Genomic DNA, 20415 nt, shown 5'->3' on the forward strand with positions numbered 1-20415 from the left:
GTAATAAAATTGTTGCTATTTTATAAAATAACTAAAAATCATCAAATGGAAACTTTTAATTCAGAAAAATTGTGCAGCTACCGGTTAGATCACCGGAAAGTGCTTACTGGTTTTGCTAAATTCAGCGATGCCGAACGTTACGCAGAAGAAAACGGAGGTGAAGTAGTAGAAGTGGGTTTTACCGACGGAAATGATAATCCCCAAATTACGAGCGCCGGCGGACTGATTGAAAAAAAACTCCATTTCTTTGTAGAAGCCGGACCGGATTATAAATTCATTCATTCATCAGATTCAGGATTTAGGCATTATGCTGATGATCTTCAGAAGCTTAAAGCTAAAGCCGACCGGCTGAGTCCCGAAGAGAAATATATTTCCAATGCTGAAATTGAAATTGCGGAAGATCCCATTATCGTTCTGAAAAATGATCATTTTGAATCCGTAACTTCCAGAGAAAGATGCAAATATCTGAAACATGCCCACGTTTACGAAATCGGAGTTTCATTACCTGTATAACTACAAAAATTACCAAAATGGCAACGAAAAAATATTCCACCAAAGCAAGTGAAAAAATTGGTAAAGTGATGCACGAATTCAAAGAAGGCGAACTGAAATCTTCATCAGCAGACAAAGTTACTGACAAAAAGCAGGCGATCGCAATCGGTATTTCCGAAGCAAAAGAAGAGGGTTTAAAGGTTCCAAAAAAAACTAAAAAATAAAGAAATCTGGAACCGGAATATTGACCGGAACCGAATTTACTTCTGTTTTCCGTGGTCTTCGTTATGTGTAAAACCAATAGCCTTTACAGGTGCTTCTACGACTTTGTAGTTTTCAAGCTCGTCTTTCAACGCAGCCAATCTTTTAGGAAAATCATCGTAATTATTTACCGATACATCCTGTATAAAGTCAGCTACCTGGTTCAGATACTCTTCCGTAAGTTTAGTGGAAGCTTCGCGTAAAGCGGATTCTAAAAGTTTCCCTTCTATTTTAATATCTTCCGAACTGTTTTTTAAGTAACGGCTTCGGATTCGTTTTTTCAGACTTTGGGTAAAATCAATAATCATGGTATTTGAAAAGACTTTCATTTTTGAAGAAATCTCCTCCCAAAACGGAAGATGATCTGCGTTATTCTTCACTAAAATCTTCATTAGAAGTGCATCTTTGGTGAGATTTTCTGTCATATAATACAAAATCATTTCTGAACGTTCGCGTGCATTTGGGGGGAAAATAGGAATCATCACATCAAACCTTCCGGGTGCCAGAAGTTCCCTGTCAATTTCAACGACCGAAGTAGCTGAGCCTACCATCAACAGATCCTCCTGTTCAAAATGGTCAATATAATGCAGTACCATTTCTTTGGTTTCTTCGTCACATGAAGAAACAGATTTTGCGTCACTTCTTTCACTCATAATGTCATCGAAATCTTCCATGAAGAGAAGAACTTTTTTTTCTTTCATCATCTGAACTAAAAAATCGTTGAAACTGGTTTTATTCCCATCAACAAAGGAAGTTCCGAAATAATATTTCTTTACCTCTTTAAACTGATATCCCACGATTTCTGCAATTTTTGTGGCCCAGAAAATTTTCCCGCTGCCCGGAGGACCGTAAAGAATAATCCCCGCAGGTTTATTAATTCCCCAATCGGTGAGCGGTGTAAGATTGATAAATGGATCTAAGGTTTTCGAAATAAAGAAAAAAAGGTCGCGGTAACCGATGAAATCACGTTCTGCCAAACTTGATTTTTTTCCGAAATAATTATATACAAACTGGTAGTTTCCTCCCAGTTTATGGTCAATTCCAAAACTTGAAACGGAGGATTTGTACATTCCGTTATCGAAAAGTTTGCCTTTGTCTGCTTCAATAACACCGGCAACTTTATCAGTAGGCTGGTGGATATTACCTGCAATATCTTCAATAGACTTATTCTGTTCTAGATCAGTTTCATATTTTTTTAAGAAAGCAATATTTTCTCTGGCGAATTTTTCAAAATCTTTTTTAACATCAAAACTTGTGGTAATACATTCCGAAAGTTCCAGATCAAAATCCTGAATGAATTTAATAAAACTTTCTGATGATATTTTAAGTTCCTTTGCAAGTACGGCAAGTTTCATACAATAAATTTTTGTTTGATATTAATTCTACAAAAATTATGCTGAATTGGAACTTCAGTAAGATAAATGAAAATTTAAATCCTAAAAGTAAAGATTAGTGAATTTGGAAATCTTTCGTGATTAAAATTTGGGAATTAAGGTTCAAAACTCTCAAATTTTCCATTCTCGTAAAACATTACAATTCTTTTTATTTTACTGCTTTGATTATCAGTCTGTTGATTCACGGTGTTTTTTTCCTGAACGTCTAATCGCTGAGAATCCGATATTTTTTCTTTTTCGGGAATTGGTGCGTAAATTTCCGATTCTCGCGGGAGATCTTTTTTCACTTGATCTTCACTTTCTGTTATGCCAAAATTATCATCGTCAATTAAAGAGAATAAATCGGGCAGGGAAGACGTCTTTGGTTTTTCGGGAATTACTTCCGGTTCCTGAGTTTTCAACATTTCGCCGTCACCCATAATTAACCAATCCCACTGTATTTGAGGAAAACGATCTTTTATCTTAATGAGAAAATCCAGGGAAGGTTTATTTCTTCCTGACGTGATGTGCGAAATGTTCGAACGCTGCACATCGATCTCATCAGCAAATTCAGAAGAGGAAAGTTCTGAATATTCTATGATTTTTGAAATTCTCTCATTTAAATTCATAGTTACAAATGTAAATAATATTTTCACAAATATAAAATACAAAAGTAAACAAATTGATAAGTACTGCATTTACAAAAGTAAACCAACGTGTATGACGTTGGTTTGATGGATATTGAGTAAGATTAATTTAAAATTAACGATGTAAATTTTCTTCGTTTTCAGGATTTACTTTTAATTTGCGCTCTATTTTATTCTCCGGGAAAATTAAGGAGAAGAAGATACTCAGCCCTAAAATACCTACGATAATAAGTAAGGAATGAGTGGTTGTAAAGCCCAGTTCTTCGAGATAAATATGGAAAAGCATCTTTAAACCGATAAACGTCAAAAGAACTGATAAACCTATTTTCAGAAAACGGAATTTGTCGATGATACCAGCCAGCAAAAAGAACATGGAACGCAAACCGATGATCGCAAAAATATTGGAGAAAAACACGACGTAAGCATCTTTCGTTACTGAGAATATTGCTGGTATACTGTCCACGGCAAAGATCAGATCGGTAGCTTCTATGATCAGGAGAACCAGGAAAAGCGGTGTGACCTTTTTAACGCCGTCAATGGTGACGAAAAATTTATTTCCTACAAAGTGGTCGTGTACTTTAAAAAAACGTTTGGCAAACTTTACAATGGGATGGTTCTGGGTATCGATCTTTTCGTCGCTGTCTTTATCAAAAAACATTTTTATTCCCGTAAACACCAGGAATGCTCCGAATACATACATAATCCAGCTGAACTTCGCAATAAGTGCTGCACCTACGAATATAAAGATGAAACGCATTACAATAGCCCCCAGAATGCCCCAGAACAACACGCGGTGATAATTCTTCTGAGCGACCCCAAAGGCACCGAATATAAGGACCATCACAAAGATATTATCCACTGAAAGCGCATATTCCACCACGTAACCTGTGAGATATTCCAAACCTAAATTCTGGTTATATAACTGTATGCTGTTTTCAAGATCGCCCGGGATGACTTTTACCGCATGATGATGCGAATTAATGACCTGCTGCAGTTTTTCCATACTGTCGATGCCGTGGAGTAGGTGACCGTATGAGATAAGCACAAAATAAAAGCACATGGAGAGCGCAACGACAAAAAAGCTCATCAGGCCTGCCTGCTTCATCGAAATCGTGTCTGATTTTTTCTTTAATAACCCTAAATCCAGAGCGAGGATAAAAAAGATAAATACTAAAAACCCAAGTAGGAAAATTGTCTCGTTTGTCATCTTATAAAATATTGGCAAATATACTGAATTAATCATTTTCAGATTAATTTACAAATGTAACAATGTTCGAATTTAACCGTAGATTGATTTCATGCATGTTTATATTTTTTCCCGGCAAATAGGGTTTTCCACAGCTATTTGAACTTTAAGTAAGTTTAATTATTCAGTTTAGATAGAAGCAATTAAAAACTGTTTTTCAATGAGTTACAAATTTTAATTAGGAATTATGCAATCCACAATTTTACCAACAGACAATCTGACATTTTGACCCGTTTAATTAATTTACAAAAGTTAATTTTAAATTTCCGGCAAAAAAGAATTAAATTTGAAAAATGTAAAATGTTACGAATGCCTGAAAATTTCATCTACAGAAAAAACCCTGATTTCCCAAACCGTTATATTTCCCCGCAAAAATTATTTTTTTACCTACAGACGAATTACAGCGACTGTATAACTGAGATTGGTAAATCATTTTTGGAGAAACCTATTTTTAAGATGAGTCTGGGAAATGGTGACATTAAAGTACTGGCATGGTCGCAGATGCATGGGAACGAATCCAACGCAACCCACGCAATGCTCGATTTAATGGAAGTTTTTAAGCATCAGCCGGAATTAAAAGAAGATCTGTTTTCCGATATTACACTTGATTTTATTTTTATGCTGAATCCAGACGGTTCTGAAAAATGGAGCCGCAGAAATGCTTTGGATATCGATATGAACCGCGATTTTCTTAAACTTTCAAGTAAAGAATTTCCTATTCTCAAAAATATTGCAGAAAACGGAAACTACAGCTACGGACTCAATCTGCACGAACAGAGAACAATTTTTACCACTGATGGTGAACATCCGGCAACACTTTCATTTTTAGCTCCTTCTGTAAATCATGAAAGAGAAATTACGGAGACCCGGAAAAAAGCGATGGCGGTGATTGCTAAAATTTATGAAAATCTGAAAAGTGAGCTACCGAAGCAGATTGCGAGATATTCTGACGAATTTTATCCTACCTCCACCGGCGATAATTTCACGAAAATGGGAATACCTACCATTTTATATGAAGGCGGACATTTCGCAAACGATTATAAAAGAGAAGGGACAAGAAAGTTTTACACTTTGGCTTTGTATGAAGGATTAAAAGCCATATCTGAACTGAAAGGATCCACCGAAAACTGGGAATTATATCAGCAGATTCCGGAAAACAAGGAGACTCATTATGACATTATATACAGAAATGTGAAACTCAATACAGATTTTGAATGTATTCTGGATATTGCGGTTCAGTTTAAAGAAGAGATCGTAGAAGGCGACGACGAAATTTCATTTATCCCGGTGGTGATGGAAGTGGGTGATGTCGGCAGAAAGAAAGGCTGGAAAGAAATAGACTGTGAGGGTAAAACATTTATTTCTGAAAGAAAATTTCCCAAACTTGATGCAGAAGTCGATTTCCGGATTGAATAAAAAAGCGAAGTCATTGACTTCGCTTTATATATTTTTAATTGATAATTAATTAACCACCTTAATTCCGGAAGCCATAAATCTGATCTCTTCCTGAGGTTTGGTAATAGCATCGATTTCCGCCTGAGATTTTTTTGCATCTTCAGCATAATGTTTCTGTTCATCTACAGAAATTACTTTCGTTTCTGCGTTGCCTTCCAATACTACATTTTTACCGATCAGAGCGGTAGGAACGAAGAACGCATAGTCTTTCATTTTTACAAAAAACTTATCGTTATTTTCTGTTTCTACTGTTAACCAACAGCCTTTTTTATCACAAACATCGGTTACTTTGCCTTTTACCGCTATGTTTTCAACTTTTTTTGCCTTTTTTAATTTCTTCTCTAGATTCTTTGCAGAAATTGCAGTCTTTTCAGCTTTTGCAGAAACCTGAGCACCATAAACATCACCAACCAAAGCATTTCCTGCTGGCGGACCTGATTTTTTTTCTGTTTCCTGAGCAAAAACGACTGTGGAAAACGCAATAGTTAATAAAAGAGCTAATTTTTTCATTTTTTTTAATTTCCACAAAAATAATAAATATTTTTCATTCAAATTTTTATAAAACTAAATTTTGAATAAAATTGATCAATTAGTCTCACTCAAAAAGGAAAATCATTACATAAAATTAATATATTTACGGCTTTCAAATTTGAATACGGAAAATTACCGGTATTCTAAAGCGGAAAATTGAAAACTAATTTTTTATGAAGAAAAAACTCAAACTGTGGGATTCCACAATGCTCGTAATGGGCTCTATGATCGGAAGCGGAATATTTATCGTAAGTTCCGATATGATGCGGAATCTCGGCTCAGGCTACTGGCTCATTGCAGTGTGGATTATTACGGGCATCATGACGGTGGCAGCTGCAATTTCTTACGGAGAACTTTCTTCCATGTTTCCGAAAGCCGGTGGACAATACACTTATATGACAGAAATTTTCGGGAAAATGACAGGCTTTCTCTACGGGTGGGGTCTTTTTACGGTAATACAAACCGGAACAATTGCTGCAGTAGCAATGGCTTTCGGAAAGTTTACCGCTTATCTGATCCCTGCGCTTAACAATTCTCAACCGATCTTCCAAAGTGGAAGTTTCAAAATAACCTGGGTTCAGATTTTAGCAATTGTCGTGATCTTACTCCTCACTTTTATCAATACGAAAGGGGTGAAAAACGGCAAATTTCTGCAGAATATTTTTACAACTTCTAAAATTATAGCACTGCTCGGCATTATTGTTTTCGGATTTCTTTTTGTGAAAGATTCACAGTGGGCGCAAAACATGAGTTTTGGATGGAATGCCTTTCAGGATTTTGGAAAAGAAGTAGGAAACGATCTGATGCCAACCGGCTGGAAATCTATCGGAAGTCTTACCCTCTTAGGCGGTATTGCAGCAGCGATGGTTGGATCGGTTTTCAGTTCTGTTGCCTGGGAAAATGTCACATTTGTTTCAGGAGAAATTGAAAATCCGAAAAAAAACGTTGTGAAAGCAATGGTGTTGGGAACCACAGTGGTAATGGTTTTGTATCTTTTGGTCAATTTTGTTTATCTCAACGCTTTGGATCGTGACGGTATTGCATTTGCTGATAAAAACCGTCCTGCAGTTGCCGCTTCGGAAGTTATTTTCGGTAATCTCGGAACAGTGATTATGGCGGTTTTAGTTATGATTTCTACTTTTGGCTGTATCAACGGTTTGGTTTTAGCCGGAGCGCGCGTGTTCCAGACGATGGCAAAAGACGGACTGTTTTTTAAACAGGCGATCGAGAACAATAAAAATGAGGTTCCAGAAAAATCGCTCTGGATGCAGGGAATTTGGGCGTCAGTTCTTGCACTCAGCGGGCAGTACGGAGACTTACTCGATATGATTTCCTTCGTGATTGTCTTATTTTATATGATTACCGTTTTTGGAGTAATCTACCTTAGAATCAAAAAACCCGACCTCGAGAGACCTTATAAAACCTGGCTTTATCCGGTAACACCTGTTTTGTATCTCTTAATCGGAAGTGCCTTTTGTATTCTACTCATTTGGTTCAAGCCTCAGTACACATGGCCGGGATTCATCCTGATCTCACTTGGATTACCCGTATATTGGTTTATCAACAGGAGAAAAGCGGAATAATTTCTTAGAAGCAACAAGGTTTTCGCTTCTGTGAAAAACCCGTCCTGCTGTTCATTACAATCTTTCCACAGCCAGCAGGGCTAAAAGCTCTGCCGTTTCTCTTTTTAAAAAATGTCGCGCAAGTAAAAAAATGAACTGTTAATTATTTTGTATTTTTATAAAAAGAAAAAATGTCAGAATTAGTCCCTGTTTTTCAGTCCTCCTATCTCTATGAAATCGAATTGGCAAAAACCAAGCTCGCTTCAAGAGCCATACCAAGCCATATCAAAAATGAGTACGTTAATAATATTGCCGTTTTTCCCATCTCTCAAAATTACTTTCTGATGGTCAATGAAAAAGATTTAGAGGAGGCTCTGAAAATTCTTCAGGAAACGAACGAAATAGATGAAGACGAAAATCTGTTATAACCCGCGGAAAAACACCTCATCTTACTTCTAGCCCCGATTGCAGTGTAAATCCTTTTTTGCCAGGCTTAGGTTGGGCTGAAAAAAGATTGCAGCGGAAAGCGGGACCGTACTTCCGGAAAATATCACACTTTCCTGCTCCTAAAAACCCTTCGTTTTCCTTTTGTCCTGCCTCATAAATTCCTTATCTTTGGCCCAAATTTTACAACAAAATGATCGACTGGAAAACCGTAAAAGAATACGAAGATATTACCTATCAAAAAAGTGGTGCAGTTGCAAGAATTGCGATCAACAGACCTGAGGTCCGCAACGCATTTCGCCCGAAAACTACCTCAGAATTATATGATGCTTTTTACCACGTTTCAGAAGATGCTTCTGTAGGCGTTGTACTGCTTACCGGCGAAGGTCCGAGTCCGAAAGACGGCGGACACGCATTTTGCAGCGGTGGTGACCAAAAAGCTCGTGGAGAACAGGGTTACGTTGGTGAAGACGGACGTCACCGTTTGAATATTTTGGAAGTTCAGCGGCTGATCCGTTTTATGCCGAAAGTAGTCATTGCCGTGGTAAACGGCTGGGCAGTTGGCGGCGGACATTCATTACACGTTGTTTGCGACCTTACTTTAGCCAGTGAAGAACACGCGATTTTCAAACAGACAGATGCTGATGTTACAAGCTTTGACGGTGGTTACGGTTCTGCATATTTGGCGAAAATGGTCGGACAGAAAAAAGCCCGTGAAATTTTCTTTTTGGGAAGAAACTATTCAGCGAAAGAAGCGGAAGCAATGGGAATGGTAAATGCGGTAATTCCTCATGCTGAACTGGAAGAAACTTCTTATCAGTGGGCCCAGGAAATTTTAGGAAAATCACCAATGTCAATCCGGATGCTCAAATTCGCAATGAATTTAACTGATGACGGAATGGTAGGACAGCAGGTTTTTGCAGGTGAAGCCACGCGTTTAGCTTACATGACGGAGGAAGCCAAAGAAGGCAGAAACGCATTCCTTGAAAAAAGAAAGCCCGATTTCGGGGAAAACAAATGGATTTCTTAACATAAGTATTCAGTGGTGAGCACGGTGCTCATTACCATTACTTAATACTTATTTTTTTATGACTGATTGGATACAAGCCGCAAGACTGCGCACTTTGCCGCTTTCTCTGAGCGGAATTATAATGGGTTCTTTCATTGCAAGATGGAGAATTTTAGAAAACGGCGGAACCTGGGACTGGAGGATTTTTGCGATGGCCATGCTGGTGACGCTTCTTTATCAGGTGCTGTCAAATTTCGCAAACGATTATGGGGACGGCGTTAAAGGAACCGATAAACTCAGAGCAAATGAGGCAGAACAGAGAGCTGTAGCTTCAGGCAGAATAACAGCGAATCAAATGAAAAATGCCGTGATTCTGTTTGCGGTGCTTTCCCTGATTGCAACCGTTGCGCTTTTATATCTCGCATTTTTCAAAGAAAATTTAATGAACGAATTCTACATATTCGTAGGATTGGGAATAGCGTGTATTTTAGCAGCGATTGGGTATACCGTTGGAAAAAAACCTTACGGTTACATGGGTCTCGGAGATGTTTTTGTTTTCATATTTTTCGGATTGGTTTCGGTATGCGGAAGTTATTTCCTGTTCACCAAAACTTTTCACTGGGACATGCTTCTTCCAGCGACAGCGATAGGAATGTTAAGCGCCGCAGTGCTGAATCTGAATAACATGCGCGACATTGAAAGTGATGCCTTAAGCGGCAAAAAAACGCTGGCTTTAAGACTCGGTTTTAAAAAGGCGATGGTTTATGAAGTCATTCTTTTGCAGCTGCCTTTAATTCTGATTCTTGTTTTCATGATGATGAACGGCCTGCATACGGAAAGGAAATATTACGCTTTCATCTTTTTTATTCTGATGTTTCCTATGACAGGACTCCGGAGAAAAATAATGCTGGTAAAAGAACCGAGTGAACTGGATCCGTTCTTAAAACAGGTCGGTATCATGACTTTGATGATGGCGGTTTTAGTAGCGTTTGGACTCAATTATTTTTAACCGAAACACAACCAAAATGAAAATACAATATCTCGGACAAAACTGTTTTCTGTTCACCTATAACGGAAAAAATATCTTAAGCGATCCTTTTTACAATCATGGGAAAGTACAGTCGGGTTTTGATATCGCAGCACAGAAAATTGATTTTATATTGATTACTCATGCTCACGGCGATCATACCGCTGATGTAAAAGAAGTTCTGCAGCATCATCCTGAGGCCCGAATTATTGCTCAGCCAGAAATCTCTGCATATTTTGGTCATTCAAATTCCATCGATATTAATTTCGGCGGCTCTGCAAAGTTTGATGATCTGAAGATTTCCATGGTTCCGGCAAGTCACACGAGCTCTTTTCCGGACGGAACTTACGGCGGAGAACCTTGCGGCTATGTTTTCAGATTTCAGGGAAAAAACGTTTATCTGGCAGGCGACACCGGCGTAATGGCTGATATGGGAATATTTCCGCAACTGTTCGGTAATATTGACTTAGCAATACTTCCGATCGGTTCGCATTATACGATGTGTGCCAGAAAAGCAAGTTTTGCAGCGGCTGAATTATTAAAAACAAATAAAGTGATCGGCTGTCATTTCGATACGTTTGCACCGATAAAAATCAATCACGAAGAAGCTTTAAAACGTTTTGAAGAAAAAGGAGTGGAGTTGGTGCTGCCTCAACTGGGAGAAATACTTGACGTATAGACACAAAAAATGGCAAGCTACCTAAATCACACCGCTACAACCGTTTACCTTTGCTGCGTTCCCACCCTGGAGGATTCACAGGAGCTGGTTGTTTAGGACTTGCCGGTGCAAAGATAAGGGTTTAATTCAAAATTCAAAACTCAAATTCAAAAAAAAATAAAAATTATAATTTTCTGGTATGGTAAAAAATGTTTATGCTGTTGGTTTCGTGTTGTTTATTGCAACGATGGTAATTTTTTTCGGAATGTATTTTTTCGGTATGAACACCGATTATTTCAATAATTCACTGCTTTTAAACGCATTTCTGCTTCCTGTTGTATATGTAGCCGGGGCTTATATTTCTGTAATTTCCGCTAAAAAAGCCGGACAGCCGATGGGATTTCAGGCTGTTTTCGGAAGGGCTTTCAAACCGACGTTTGTCGGGGGATTTCTTTCGATAGTTACGATGTATCTTTTCCTGAATTTTGTTGATAAAGATGCAAAAGACTTGCTCAATTTCCAGTATATCGACAGACAGAAAACCGAGCTCAATAACGAATACAACAAAGCAAAAGTGGGCATGACTGATGAAGGGCAGAAGAAAGAACTCGATAAAAATTATAACGCGCGTCTGCAGAGTTTTTCCCCTGAAATGATTAAAGATAAAGACATGTTTTCGTTCCGTCAGTTTACCTATTATTTCGGGGCGATTATGGTTTTTTACGTAATTTTATCCGTGTTTTTCGGAAGTTTTTTCCGAAGCAGAATCGAGCATTAAATCTTTGCTAATCAATTTTAAAATAACTGTATATAATCTGAATTTACAATTTCAATACAATAAATGAATTTATCCATCATTATACCTCTTCTCAACGAAGAAGAATCTCTTGAAGAACTGTTCTCAAGAATCGACAAAGTGTGTAAAACGGCAAACCTGTCTTACGAAATCTGGTTCGTAGACGACGGAAGCACCGATCTTTCCTGGAGCATTATCGAAAACATGAAAATTCAGTTTCCACAGATTCATGGGATTAAATTTTCCAGAAATTATGGAAAATCCCAGGCACTTCATGCAGCTTTCGAAAGAGCAAACGGCGACGTGGTAATCACTATGGATGCTGATCTGCAGGACTTTCCGGAAGAAATTCCTGAACTCTACAAAATGGTGAAGGAAGAAAACTACGATATTGTTTCGGGCTGGAAAAAGAAGCGTTTTGATAACGTAATGACCAAAAATCTTCCGTCTAAACTTTTCAATTCAGCAGCCAGAAAAGTTTCAGGCGTTGAACTTCACGATTTCAACTGCGGGTTGAAAGCCTACAAAAAACAGGTCGTAAAATCCATTGACGTTTACGGTGACATGCACCGTTATATTCCGGTTTTGGCTGCTAATGCAGGTTTCAGAAGAATTACCGAAAAAGAAGTGCAGCATCAGGCAAGACCTTATGGTATATCGAAATTCGGTACCGAAAGATTTGTCCGAGGGTTTTTAGATTTAATTACGCTTTGGTTTGTAAGCCGTTTCGGCGGAAGACCCATGCATTTCTTTGGCGCAGTCGGCACTTTGATGTTTATCATTGGGTTTCTTTCCGCCCTTTGGTTGGGAATTTCAAAATTGATTGATGTTTCCCGCGGAATTTATGGCCATCTTCTGACCAACAATGCGTGGTTTTTTATTGCATTAACCATGATGGTTTTAGGAACATTGCTTTTTATCGCAGGGTTTTTAGGTGAAATGCTCATCAGAACCAACCGCGAACATAAAAATTATAATATTGACGAAGTAATTTAAGATGCATTCCTCAGGAATGCTGTCTAAATAAGATCTAAGCATGAAGAATATATTTTTTCTGATTTTAATCTTTTCCGTGATCTCCTGCGGAAAAATTTCTCCCAAAGGAAATATCGAAAGCAAAGATATTCCGCTTGAAGAATTTGTAAATCTTAATTTGAAAGGGAAATTCCGGGTGTTTTACATTCATTCCGACAAAAATTTTGTGAACGTTGAAACCTATCCGAATATCTTAAATAACCTGAAGATTAAAATCAAGGATAAAACCCTGAACATTGAAGAAAAAAGGAAGACTGAAGGAGTTGATTTTTATAATGTTACCATCTATTCAAAATTTAATTTAGAGAAAGTTTCCATCTCTGATTCAGTGGAAATGAACATTTCGAGCGAAATTAAGACCGATAACTTTAGGTTGAATTTAAAAAATAGCAGTAAATTTATTGGGTCGGTAAATTCACGCAGAGCAGAAGTGGAGATGACGCAGAAAAGCCGGGCGAACTTTTTGGGTAAAACCAAAAATGCTGTCTTAAAAATCTCTGACACTGCCAGTATCATTGCGCCGTACTGGTACATCGAAAACCTGAACATTGATTCCCAAAACGGAAATTATGCAGAAGTGAATGTGAAAGATTCTTTAAAAGGAAATATTAAAAACACTTCAAAACTTGTGTACTATAATGATCCGATCCGTGCTTTTAAAATAGATAAAACGGCTGACGTAAAGAATAAAAAACTGGAGTAAATCTCCAAAAAAAATAAAGTCAAATAATACCAAACTAAATTAAACATGACTACTTTAGAAAAAGCAAAACTCTGGCTTACAGATACTTTCGATGAAGAAACAAAAAACACCGTCCAACAGTGGATTGATTCTGGCTCCGATGAACTTGAGGATTCTTTTTACAGAGAATTAGAGTTCGGCACCGGCGGAATGCGCGGGATAATGGGAGTGGGAACCAACAGACTTAATAAATATACGCTGGGACAGGCGACGCAAGGTTTGGCTAATTATCTTCACACAAAGTTTCCAGGGGAAGAGATTAAAGTAGCGATTGCTTATGATGTGCGTAATAATTCCAAGGAATTCGGGAAAATGTGTGCAGATGTGCTTACAGCAAACGGTATCAAGGTTTTGCTTTTCAAAGAACACCGCCCGACTCCTGAGCTTTCTTTCACTGTTCGTGACAAAAAATGTAATGCTGGAATCGTTTTAACAGCGTCACATAATCCACCTGAATACAACGGTTACAAGGTTTACTGGAATGACGGAGCGCAGATTGTTCCACCGGATGACGAAAATATTATTAGAGAAGTGTATGCTACTAAATTTGATGATATCAAATTCAGCGGAAATGATGATTTGATCGAATGGATTGGTGAAGAACAGGACAAGGTTTACATTGATACCTGTATAGAAAATTCCCTTTATCAGAAAGATAAAAAAGGATATGACAATTTAAATATCGTATTTACCTCTATCCACGGAACCACGTATAAAACGGTGCCGCAGGCACTGAAAAAAGCAGGTTTCCAGAAAATTGATCTGGTACGTGAGCAGATGATTCCGAGCGGAAATTTCCCAACGGTGGATTCTCCTAACCCGGAAGAACCTGCAGCACTGGAAATGGCTTTGGATCTTGCAAGAATTACGAACGGCGATATCGTGATCGGAACTGATCCGGATGGCGACAGACTGGGAATTGCAGTAAGAAATCTTGACGGTGAAATGCAGCTTCTGAACGGAAACCAATGTAATATGATCCTCACGTATTACATTCTCGACCAGTGGAAAAAAGCCGGCAGAATTACCGGAAAAGAATTCATCGGTTCCACCATCGTTACTTCAGATGTTTTTTATGATGTTGCGGCAAAATTCGGGGTTGAATGTAAAGTTGGTTTAACAGGATTTAAATGGATCGGAAAAATGATTCGCGATAACGAAGGCAAAGAAAAATTTGTCTGCGGTGGTGAGGAAAGTTTCGGATTTATGACCGGAGATTTTGTACGGGATAAAGATTCCTGTGGTTCAATCTTGCTTGCATGCGAAATTGCAGCATGGTGCAAAGCCAATGGTAGAACAATGTATCAGTACATGATCGAGATTTATAAAGAAATCGGGATGTACCACGAAGGTTTAATTAATGTCGTGAAAAAAGGAAGAACCGGAGCTGAAGAAATCAAACAGATGATGACAGATTTCCGGGAAAACCCGCCAAAAGAAATTGCAGGATCTAAAGTTGCTGAAGTAAAAGATTTCCAGGAGCAGACTTCTCTGAATCTATCTGACAATAAAAAATCGGTGATGGACGGAATTCCAAAATCGAATGTTTTGATCTACTATACGGAAGACGGAACAAAGGTATGTGTAAGACCTTCGGGAACAGAACCAAAAATAAAATTCTATGTTTCTGTGAAAGATTCAATTGCTTCTGAGCAGGATTTTAAAGAAAAACTGGTGATTTTAGATCAGAAAATCAATCAGGTAAAAGCAGATTTAAAACTGTAAAATTGAAGAATATTTTGCACTATCAATCTAATTAAAAATTTGAAAGCGGTGAATGGCAGCCGTTTACCGCTTTCTTTTACCCTCAAATAAAAACCGACGTGAAAGTATCAAAACTCGCCCAAAACCTTATCGGTTCAGAAATTATCAAAATAGGAAATCAGGTCAATGATTTAAAAGCACAGGGAGCTGAAATTGCGAATCTTACTATTGGCGATTTAGATTCCAACATTTATCCGATTCCTGCACAGCTGAAAGAGGAAATTCAGAAAGCTTATCAGAATAACTTAACGAATTATCCGCCTGCAAACGGACTTTTATCTTTAAGACAGGCAGTTTCCAAAGATTTGAAAAACCGCTGGAATCTTGACTATTCGCCCGAAGAAATTCTTGTGGCAGGTGGTTCAAGACCTCTTATTTACGCCACTTTCAAAACCATTGTGGATGAAGGCGATAAAGTGATTTATCCGATTCCGTCATGGAACAACAATCACTATTCTTATTTAACTCACGCTGAAAAAATTGAAGTTGAAACCTCTCAGTCTAATAATTTTCTTCCTACCGCGGAAGAATTAAAACCGCACTTAGAAGGTGCAACTTTGCTCGCGCTCTGTTCCCCGCTGAATCCTACGGGTACAATGTTTACAAAGGATCAGCTCACCGAAATCTGCCAATTGGTTTTGGAAGAAAACAAAAGACGCGGCGAAAACGAGAAACCTCTTTACATCATGTACGACCAGATTTACGCGATGCTTACTTTTGGTCAGGAACATTTTAATCCGGTTTCCTTATTCCCTGAACTTAAAAAATACACCGTTTTTATCGACGGAACTTCAAAATGCTTTGCTGCAACTGGCGTAAGAGTAGGATGGAGTTTTGGTCCGGGAGAAATCATTGATAAAATGAAAGCTTTGCTTGGTCATATCGGTGCATGGGCTCCAAAACCTGAGCAGCAGGCGGTTTCCATCTTCCTCAATGAAACTGAAAACGTGGATGCTTTCGTTGATGATTACAAAGGGAAAATGGCAGCAAGTCTTTCTGCGCTTCACAACGGAATTCAGGATATGAAATCAAGGGGTTTCGCTGTAGAAAGCATTAAGCCGATGGGCGCGTTATATTTAACCATCGAACTCGATTATTTAGGAAAAATTAAACCTGACGGTTCGCAGATCGCGGATTCCTCAGATCTTGTTTTCTATCTGATCAATGAAGCCGGCGTTGCGCTGGTACCGTTTTCCGCATTTGGAAATTCACGGAATATGCCATGGTTCAGAGCTTCAGCAGGTGGTTTGTCTTTGGAGGAAATCAAAGCAATGTTGCCAAGACTTGAAAACGCACTTTCAAAACTGTCGTAATTTATGAAAATCATCGCTGTAATTCCTGCCCGGTATGAAGCCAGCCGTTTTCCCGGAAAGCTGATGCAGATTCTCGGAGAAAAGACGGTGATCGCCACCACTTATCAGAACGTCATGGAAACGGGGCTGTTTGATGATGTTTTCGTGGCTACAGATTCTGAGATTATTTTTGAGGAAATCAGAAAAAACGGTGGAAACGCCGTAATGACTGGAAAACATGAAACTGGAAGTGACCGGATTGCCGAAGCTGTTCAGAATATTGAATGTGATATTGTGGTGAACGTTCAGGGCGATGAGCCTTTCCTGAAAACAGAACCTTTGAAACAGCTGATATCGGTTTTTAACGATGATCCTGAGGAAAAAATTTCTTTAGCTTCGTTAAAAATTAAACTGAAGAATACTGAAGAAATAGAAAATCCTAATAATGTAAAAGTAATTAGTGATAATGCGGGTTTTGCTCTTTATTTCAGCCGTTCGGTGATCCCTTATCCGAGAGAAATTCATCCCGCAGTAGAATATTTTAAGCATATCGGCGTTTATGCATTCAGGAAAAATGCGTTGCTTAATTTCGCGAAACTTCCGATGAAGCCTTTGGAAATATCAGAAAAAATCGAATGTATCCGTTATTTGGAATACGGCATGAGAATAAAAATGATTGAAACCGATTTTGTAGGATTAGGAATTGATGTTCCGGAAGATCTGGAAAAAGCAAGAGCAATTCTTAAAAGTGGAATTTAATTTTTTACGCATTTAAGTTCAAAAAGTATATATTTGAAAAATAAATTGATCGATTTAATGAAAAAGATAGTATTAGTATTCATCATGATGATGAGCGGATTTGTTTCCGCACAAACCGCAAAAGAAATTATCGACCAAAATATAGAATTATCAGGAGGTTTGACAAACTGGAAGTTGTTGAATTCTACCATTTTACAGGGAAGACTTACGTTGGGGATCAACGATTCTTATCAGATCAAGATTTTTCAGCAAAGACCTAATCTGACAAAAACAGTGATCACCGTTAACAAAAAAGAAACTGCAATAGAAGGTTACGACGGAAAAAAAGGGTATGCCATGAATTATGCGACCAATAAAATTCAGGAATATCCGAATTATAACGCAGAAAGTTTTGATACCGATTTTATCGATTGGGAAAATAAAGGTTTTGAAGCAAAATATCTGGGTAAAGAAAAAGTCGGCGATATCTACTGCCATAAGGTGGAACTCACGAAGAATGTGAACAAAACAATCTATTTCTTCGATACAAAAACGTATATGCTGCTGAAAGAAATTAAAAGCGACGAAACCATGACGTACAGTGATTACAGAAAGGTTGGCGGTTTGCTGATGCCTTTCAGAATTGAATCTTCATCACCCAAAAAGGACAGCGATTATGTGATGGTGATCAATGCGATTGAAACCAATAAAGTGCTGCCGCCGAATACTTTTAAGTTCTAAGAAACAGGATTCGGGCAGTTAAAGAAATTGTGAAGTTTAATTTTTAGAAATCAATCAGAATTAAGTTTACAGCTTAATTCCTAAAACATCAATATCATGAAAAAAATGTTCATCATTCTTCTGTCAATAGGGGCTTTTCTTCAGAATTGTACCCAACAGAAAAAGGAAATTTCAAAAGATAAAACTGATAAAACTACAGCCATGAAAAGTATTTATGATTATAAGGTAGAAAGCTTAGACGGTAAAGAAATCAATTTTGCCGACTTTAAAGGAAAAAAAATATTGGTTGTAAACACTGCCTCGGAATGCGGTTTCACACCACAGTATGCTGATCTGGAAAAAGTATCTGAAGAATATAAAAATAAACTCGTTGTAGTGGGTTTTCCGGCTAATAATTTTGGCGGACAGGAACCGGGAAGCAATGCTGAAATCGGGGCGTTCTGTCAGAAAAACTATGGCGTTACTTTCCCTCTGGCAGCTAAGGTTTCTGTAAAAGGAGATGACACGGCGCCCATCTTTAAATATCTGACGGAAAAAGATCTGAACGGCGTAAAAAACACGACCATTCTTTGGAATTTTACAAAATTCCTTCTTGATGAAAACGGTAAATTAATTGACAGCTTCATCAGTACTACGAAACCTACAGACGAAGCAATTACCAAATATCTGAAGTAAAAAAAATTAAAAAATAAAGGAATCCGCCTCAATACTATTGTGGCGGATTTTTATTTTTCAAATAGTTTCTAAAGCGTGTAATCCCAACTCTAATTCCGGTTTTTTAAAGAGCCGGCAGTTCTAATTGGCAACTGTAATTTGGAATTGCTATACACCGCCTACTGTACTTCTCCTTGTGATGTCTTTATCTCGATTATTATTTTAGCAATCCTACAGATAATGTACAATGAGATATACTGTAATCATACTATAACCATACTATATCCATACTACATCATAACTGATTGCATTATTAAGATGATATGAATGCAGCACCATCTGTTTATCTTGTTTTTTTGGTAGCGACATTAAAAATCCGTCTCAGCTGTGAGACGGATTTATTTATTTGAGCGGACTTTAACGGTACCTTTGGTGTTCTTTATTTTTGGAGAATTTAGCAATAATCGGCTTGAAGAGCGTTTTATATTTTTCGATATCGAACAGTTGCGAATCGGTGAGTGCTTTGTAAGTCAGCCAGGCTCCGAAAGGGAATAGTACCAAATTGGGCAACCACGCTGCGAGGTAAGGATCCATTTTTCCGGACCAAGCCATGTTTTCCACAGAAAGATTCAATACGTAGAAAATAATGAAAACCACGATCGCAATAACAACAGGAAGTCCCAATCCGCCTTTACGGATAATTGAACCTAAGCTGGAACCGATTAAAAAGAATATTAGACAGGTCACCGAATAGGCAAAGATCCTTTGCTGATAGATAATAATTCTTGAATAATAGGCGTGCAGATCCTGTATCTGCGGATTTTTGTTAACACTTAACTGTTTAATTCCCTCAATTTTATTGTACGCTGAGTAGAGAAGTTCCTGTTTTTTCTGTTTCTGTAAAGTATCTATTTTGGGTATTGGAACTTCCTTCACCGTAGGTTTCGTTCTGTCAATATAACTTACGTAACCATTAGTTTGATTCACCAGTTCGTTGGTGATATTGCCCAGAATACCGGCATTTTCTTTTTTGGTTTTTTCGATCGTTGTATTCAGTTCAATAAAATTCTGGAATGAATAGTCATCCGTTATTTTTTCTGATTCCAAAGCTTTGTTGATGATATCGGAGATATTAAAATGGGAAACCAGCGTATCGAATTTAATCGCCTGATCGGGCTGTTTTAATCTCTGATTATAGTCAACGTTCTCAATATTGTCCTCAAAAATATGTCCGTTGAAAAGGACAAGTTTTAAGAAACTGCGGTTATCTGCCGGAACAAATTTTCCTTTCTCGGCGATAATCGACTGTTGATTTTCATAAGAATTTGCCATTTTATGAATAAAAACGCCTTCCAGATTTTCACCGTTTTCACCGGTAATCTTATCAAACTTCACGCTGTATCCCGGTATCTGCTGGATAAACTGGCCAGGAGTGAAATTCAGTGCGGGTTTGGTGGCAGCAATATTATAGAGCATATTTTTGGCCTTCCGCTGGAAATCGGGAATTACATTATTTGAAAAGAAAAAAAGAAAAAGTGAAAATATAAAAGAGACAAAAAACAGCGGCAGCATAATTCTGGTCAGCGAAATTCCTGCGGCTTTCATGGCAGCGAGTTCGTAACGTTCCCCGAAATCCCCAAAAGTCATGATTGAAGAAAGCAGAATGGTTAAAGGCAGCACAAGCTGCACGACGATCGCAGAAAGGTAGGAGAGAAGCCTCAGAATTTCCCAGTAACTCAAACCTTTCCCGGTAAACTGTGCGAGTCTTATCCATATAATGTTCACCACAAATATGAAAAACAACACACTGAAAATAAAAATAAACGGGCCGAAAAAAGTTTTAATGACGTAGCCGTCAAGTTTTTTTATCATGCGTCAAATTTACCAAAAAAAGTCACAAAATTAAAGTCAAAATATTCCAAAAAAAATCCTCTCAAAAGGAGAGGAT

21 protein-coding genes and 1 other RNA gene are annotated in these 20415 nt (G+C 37.9%); 16 read left to right on the top strand and 6 right to left on the bottom strand.

The annotated features are described in order from the left end of the window. The first annotated feature begins 45 nt into the window (after positions 1 to 45). On the top strand, positions 46 to 513 hold the full coding sequence (locus KSK37_RS02585; RefSeq protein WP_088358032.1) for a hypothetical protein: 468 nt from the start codon (positions 46 to 48) through the stop codon (positions 511 to 513). Between the two features lie 17 nt (positions 514 to 530). Continuing rightward, positions 531 to 716 carry a DUF6496 domain-containing protein gene (locus tag KSK37_RS02590; RefSeq protein WP_217199265.1) on the top strand — a complete coding sequence of 62 codons (186 nt, stop codon included), beginning with the start codon at positions 531 to 533 and terminating at the stop codon, positions 714 to 716. A 36-nt stretch (positions 717 to 752) separates the two neighbouring features. Here the strand turns inward: KSK37_RS02590 and KSK37_RS02595 are convergent, their stop codons facing one another. From KSK37_RS02595 to KSK37_RS02605, 3 genes are all read right to left on the bottom strand, one after another. Then, positions 753 to 2108 carry an AAA family ATPase gene (locus KSK37_RS02595; RefSeq protein ID WP_088358030.1) on the bottom strand — a complete coding sequence of 452 codons (1356 nt, stop codon included), beginning with the start codon at positions 2106 to 2108 and terminating at the stop codon, positions 753 to 755. Positions 2109 to 2242: 134 nt separating this feature from the next. Then, on the bottom strand, positions 2243 to 2755 hold the full coding sequence (locus KSK37_RS02600; RefSeq protein ID WP_217199266.1) for a helix-turn-helix domain-containing protein: 513 nt from the start codon (positions 2753 to 2755) through the stop codon (positions 2243 to 2245). A 133-nt stretch (positions 2756 to 2888) separates the two neighbouring features. Beyond that, a complete protein-coding gene (locus tag KSK37_RS02605; RefSeq protein WP_217199267.1) occupies positions 2889 to 3980 on the bottom strand; it encodes a TerC/Alx family metal homeostasis membrane protein in 1092 nt (363 codons plus the stop codon). A 348-nt stretch (positions 3981 to 4328) separates the two neighbouring features. Between KSK37_RS02605 and KSK37_RS02610 the strand changes: the two genes are divergently transcribed. Continuing rightward, positions 4329 to 5435 (top strand): M14 family zinc carboxypeptidase, encoded by a 1107-nt coding sequence (locus KSK37_RS02610; protein WP_217199268.1) that lies wholly within the window; start codon positions 4329 to 4331, stop codon positions 5433 to 5435. Between the two features lie 45 nt (positions 5436 to 5480). On the opposite strand, the gene KSK37_RS02615 is transcribed toward KSK37_RS02610, so the two are convergent. Next, a complete protein-coding gene (locus KSK37_RS02615) occupies positions 5481 to 5984 on the bottom strand; it encodes a DUF4920 domain-containing protein (RefSeq protein WP_217199269.1) in 504 nt (167 codons plus the stop codon). A gap of 194 nt (positions 5985 to 6178) precedes the next feature. On the opposite strand from KSK37_RS02615, the gene KSK37_RS02620 reads away from it, so the two are divergent. The 5 genes from KSK37_RS02620 to KSK37_RS02640 all read left to right on the top strand — a co-directional run bounded on the left by KSK37_RS02620 (position 6179) and on the right by KSK37_RS02640 (position 10726). Continuing rightward, complete coding sequence (locus KSK37_RS02620) at positions 6179 to 7588, top strand: APC family permease (RefSeq protein ID WP_088358026.1); 1410 nt, start codon at positions 6179 to 6181, stop codon at positions 7586 to 7588. 170 nt (positions 7589 to 7758) lie between these two features. Then, the gene (locus tag KSK37_RS02625) at positions 7759 to 7995 is read left to right on the top strand and encodes a putative signal transducing protein (protein WP_088358025.1); all 237 of its coding nucleotides are present in this window, start codon (positions 7759 to 7761) and stop codon (positions 7993 to 7995) included. A 209-nt stretch (positions 7996 to 8204) separates the two neighbouring features. Continuing rightward, positions 8205 to 9041, top strand: a complete 837-nt coding sequence (locus KSK37_RS02630; protein WP_088358024.1) for a 1,4-dihydroxy-2-naphthoyl-CoA synthase — start codon at positions 8205 to 8207, stop codon at positions 9039 to 9041. Between the two features lie 58 nt (positions 9042 to 9099). Continuing rightward, a complete protein-coding gene (gene menA / locus KSK37_RS02635; protein WP_217199270.1) occupies positions 9100 to 10029 on the top strand; it encodes a 1,4-dihydroxy-2-naphthoate octaprenyltransferase in 930 nt (309 codons plus the stop codon). Positions 10030 to 10045: 16 nt separating this feature from the next. Continuing rightward, entirely contained in the window at positions 10046 to 10726 is a 681-nt protein-coding gene (locus tag KSK37_RS02640; RefSeq protein WP_217199271.1) for a metal-dependent hydrolase, read from the top strand. Positions 10727 to 10733: 7 nt separating this feature from the next. Here KSK37_RS02640 and ffs read toward each other — a convergent pair. Next, positions 10734 to 10831: signal recognition particle sRNA small type (gene ffs, locus KSK37_RS02645), an RNA gene on the bottom strand. A gap of 73 nt (positions 10832 to 10904) precedes the next feature. Between ffs and KSK37_RS02650 the strand changes: the two genes are divergently transcribed. From KSK37_RS02650 to KSK37_RS02685, 8 genes are all read left to right on the top strand, one after another. Continuing rightward, positions 10905 to 11483, top strand: coding sequence for a DUF4199 family protein (locus tag KSK37_RS02650; protein ID WP_217199274.1), 579 nt, complete (start codon positions 10905 to 10907; stop codon positions 11481 to 11483). Between the two features lie 63 nt (positions 11484 to 11546). Beyond that, positions 11547 to 12497 carry a glycosyltransferase family 2 protein gene (locus tag KSK37_RS02655; RefSeq protein WP_217199275.1) on the top strand — a complete coding sequence of 317 codons (951 nt, stop codon included), beginning with the start codon at positions 11547 to 11549 and terminating at the stop codon, positions 12495 to 12497. A gap of 40 nt (positions 12498 to 12537) precedes the next feature. Then, positions 12538 to 13239: a GIN domain-containing protein gene (locus tag KSK37_RS02660; RefSeq protein WP_217199276.1), complete on the top strand. Its 702-nt coding sequence runs from the start codon at positions 12538 to 12540 to the stop codon at positions 13237 to 13239. A gap of 45 nt (positions 13240 to 13284) precedes the next feature. Further along, the gene (locus tag KSK37_RS02665) at positions 13285 to 15003 is read left to right on the top strand and encodes a phospho-sugar mutase (protein ID WP_217199277.1); all 1719 of its coding nucleotides are present in this window, start codon (positions 13285 to 13287) and stop codon (positions 15001 to 15003) included. 98 nt (positions 15004 to 15101) lie between these two features. Next, on the top strand, positions 15102 to 16355 hold the full coding sequence (locus KSK37_RS02670; protein WP_217199278.1) for a pyridoxal phosphate-dependent aminotransferase: 1254 nt from the start codon (positions 15102 to 15104) through the stop codon (positions 16353 to 16355). Positions 16356 to 16358: 3 nt separating this feature from the next. Beyond that, a complete protein-coding gene (gene kdsB, locus KSK37_RS02675) occupies positions 16359 to 17093 on the top strand; it encodes a 3-deoxy-manno-octulosonate cytidylyltransferase (protein WP_217199279.1) in 735 nt (244 codons plus the stop codon). Positions 17094 to 17150: 57 nt separating this feature from the next. Next, a complete protein-coding gene (locus tag KSK37_RS02680; RefSeq protein WP_217199280.1) occupies positions 17151 to 17813 on the top strand; it encodes a histidine kinase in 663 nt (220 codons plus the stop codon). 96 nt (positions 17814 to 17909) lie between these two features. Continuing rightward, complete coding sequence (locus KSK37_RS02685; RefSeq protein WP_217199281.1) at positions 17910 to 18488, top strand: glutathione peroxidase; 579 nt, start codon at positions 17910 to 17912, stop codon at positions 18486 to 18488. Positions 18489 to 18884: 396 nt separating this feature from the next. Here KSK37_RS02685 and KSK37_RS02690 read toward each other — a convergent pair whose 3' ends face one another. Beyond that, a complete protein-coding gene (locus KSK37_RS02690) occupies positions 18885 to 20339 on the bottom strand; it encodes an LptF/LptG family permease (RefSeq protein ID WP_217199282.1) in 1455 nt (484 codons plus the stop codon). Between the last annotated feature and the right edge of the window lie 76 nt (positions 20340 to 20415).

Origin of the sequence: Kaistella soli (assembly GCF_019038595.1) — a bacterium.
Taxonomy (GTDB): Bacteria; Bacteroidota; Bacteroidia; order Flavobacteriales; family Weeksellaceae; genus Kaistella; species Kaistella soli.